Genomic DNA, 2917 nt, shown 5'->3' on the forward strand with positions numbered 1-2917 from the left:
CGGCATTATCACTCACAACGGCATTGCCAAAAACATAGCCACCAATTTTTGCATTGCCATTAATGATTGCATTGTCATAAATACGTGCTTTATCACTCAAAACCCATGCCTTATCACTAATCACGGCATTACCATAAACCCTAGCATAATTCACAACACAGGCATTATTGCGTATTTTTGCATTTTCGGAAACGCTTGCTTGGATAACCATAGCATCATCATAAACCCAGCAATTGCCATCATGTGATAAGTTATTTTCATTTTCGATAAAGCCCCCCAAGGAACCCGCCTTGACATCAGAAAAGTCTCTTAAAGCTTTAATGCGGTGTAAAGTCACACCGTTAACAACGCGGTTTTCATTAGTAAGTTCATATTTTTTTGCAGGCTCTTGTTTATTAACAGATGCAGTTTCATTTGCAATGTTAGAGAGAACGGGGGTGTTGTTTGATATATTTGTCATATTTAAAACCTTGATGTTAATATTGTTTTGAATTGACACCCTATAAGGGCGTCGGGCGCTCAAAACACGGCATCAAGTCCGTTGCTACGCTTTTCTCATAAGAGTATTGTATAGCGTAACTACACCCGACATAATCGTTATATGCTAATGACAGCATAAAAGAAAGTCAGTATTTTAAAAAGATGGGAGAGGTTGTTTCGTAACCTACCCGCTTGATGTTTAGTGTTTTGATCACTTGATTATTTATATAACAAAATACGTATTTATTGTCAAATAATATTTTATCTTTTTTGATATTTTTTTGTATTTTTTAAATTGCATTGTGTATTAATGTTATCATGTGCTTATGAATTGCTTCTTTTATATTTATATGCTTTTAAAGCTATATTATGGGCTTTCTAAAACGATTGCGCTGTTTTTTGAATCTATACATTTATAATATTTAGAAACGCTCTCATAATGCGTTTTTTTATCTTTATAGCCTATCAATTTTTTCACTAAATGAATTTTAATTTTTTTGTGAATTTTGTTTATAAGGGGCTCTAATTTAAACAACCTTAATAGGCACTGTGCTCTTTATAACCAACGCGTTCATTTGCATGTGATTATGAAAACCTGCTTTTTCACGTATTCTCTATAGCTGTTATGTTCTTTATAGCCATGGCATCATTTTTCATTTTCATAAGAGAAACGATAAATAGGATAATTACGATTTATAGACTGTTATGAAAACATCTCAATAGAAACTGATAATTATAGAGATTAGGAAAATCCCTTTTAATAGACCGTGTCAGTGTTGTCAGTTCTTTTTAGACCCTCTATTATTTTGTTTAATGAGAAAAATTAAAAACATTATTTTTCAATAGGTTAATGTTTTTAAGACATAACTCATATCACTATTACAATCTTTAAAGATAACCAATGATGTGAATTGATTAAAACTTGTCAATTATGTGTCAGTAAATTGAACTGACAAAAGTGATCATTTTAGTGAGTCATTAAAATGTGTCTTATGAAAAGCGTATGAAAGTAAAAACTGATTACGTTATTAAAATCCCTTTTATGAATTTTATCAGTTCATTTGAATAGATAAACTTATGATTTAGAGAATGATTAAAACGTGCTTTATAAAAAGCATATGATCCTTTAAAGCCTTTCAAAAGAAAGGGATTATAATCATAAGAAATGTTATCAAGACTATTGTGGTTATGAGTTTTGAGGTTTTTGAGTATTTTGAGGGTTCCTTTTACGCCCCTTTATATATTTTTTTTCAATCAAAAAATAAAAGTTATTATATTTCAATATGTTAATGTTTTAAATAAACAACCCATATTACACACAACACGTAAATACAATCTGTAATATATATAAAAAGGGGTTTTGAAGGTATTTTGAGGGTTTGAGAAACCTTCAAAACCTATAAGTAATATAAGAAAATGAATATACATAGCTCTCTTTAAACAAAGCTATCATTTTAGATTACGATATAATCTTTTAAAGGCAATGTAAAAAAATCTAATTATGTAGAGAAAAGTTAGAGTATTTTTAACTTTTCATATAATTATTCTTTGAAAAGGTCAGAGTGTGTTCCTGTACGAATAAGATGTAATTTATCTCCTTCTATTCTATAAATAAGCAGCCAATCTGGTTCGATATGAATATCATGATACCCTACCCAATCGCCTTTTAGTGGATGATCACAGTAATGTCTTGGTAATGGCTTTTCTTCAATTAGAAGACTTAATAGTGTACGCAGCTTATTCATATTTTTACTGCGTTTTTCCGCTTTGCGCACGTCACGTTTAAATTGTCTTGAGCGGACGGGTATCAACATATTAAATGCCTAAATCCTTAAAAAGGGCATCAGCGTTTTTAAATGTCTTACCTTTACCTTCATCTAATTCCTTTATAGCTTTACGTGTGACACTATTAGGTACTTTAAGATCAAAAGGCAAACAACCTTCTTCAGCGACACGCAAAAATGTTATGCGGATAAGGTCTGATGCACTTAATCCCATACGTTCTAAAGTAATCATCGCTTGTTTTTTCATTTCAGCAGGAATGCGAGCGCGAACAACAGAATCGGTTTTCATGATTGGTACCTCCATTTATAACCTTTATTATAATGTAGCTACACTGTGACTTCAAATCAACTTTTTAGAATTCAAAACCCTTTGGACAGCAGGTATGGGAAAAAACTCCACGAAAAGAATCCTTGATTCGCAATAATTAAGAGGAATGTTGCTAAATCCTATTCTCTTAACTTTATTTTGTTATCCGTCATAGTAAAGAAGATTTTATGTAAGCAACAGATTATGGTTATAAGCTCTATACCCCTTATGAGTTATCATACCCATTATGTGAGCATGCCAAGTCTATTCAGTTTCTCTAATTTCTAATTTTGGTAGTTTTTTCACGATTTTCATTGTTTCTAAACTTACGGTAATAACCCTTTGA

General features: G+C 31.3%; 2 protein-coding genes and 1 pseudogene. All 3 read right to left on the reverse strand.

Features of this window, described 5'->3' with window-relative positions:
- Window positions 1–460: pseudogene (locus ACFIL2_RS06345) on the reverse strand (hypothetical protein); the annotation flags it as partial.
- A gap of 1561 nt (window positions 461–2021) precedes the next feature.
- Window positions 2022–2294 (reverse strand): type II toxin-antitoxin system YafQ family toxin, encoded by a 273-nt coding sequence (locus ACFIL2_RS06350; protein ID WP_026500655.1) that lies wholly within the window; start codon window positions 2292–2294, stop codon window positions 2022–2024.
- Between the two features lies 1 nt (window position 2295).
- Complete coding sequence (locus ACFIL2_RS06355; protein WP_012230893.1) at window positions 2296–2553, reverse strand: type II toxin-antitoxin system RelB/DinJ family antitoxin; 258 nt, start codon at window positions 2551–2553, stop codon at window positions 2296–2298.
- Between the last annotated feature and the right edge of the window lie 364 nt (window positions 2554–2917).

This window comes from Bartonella sp. AP30XZML (assembly GCF_042195945.1).
Taxonomy (GTDB): Bacteria; Pseudomonadota; Alphaproteobacteria; order Rhizobiales; family Rhizobiaceae; genus Bartonella.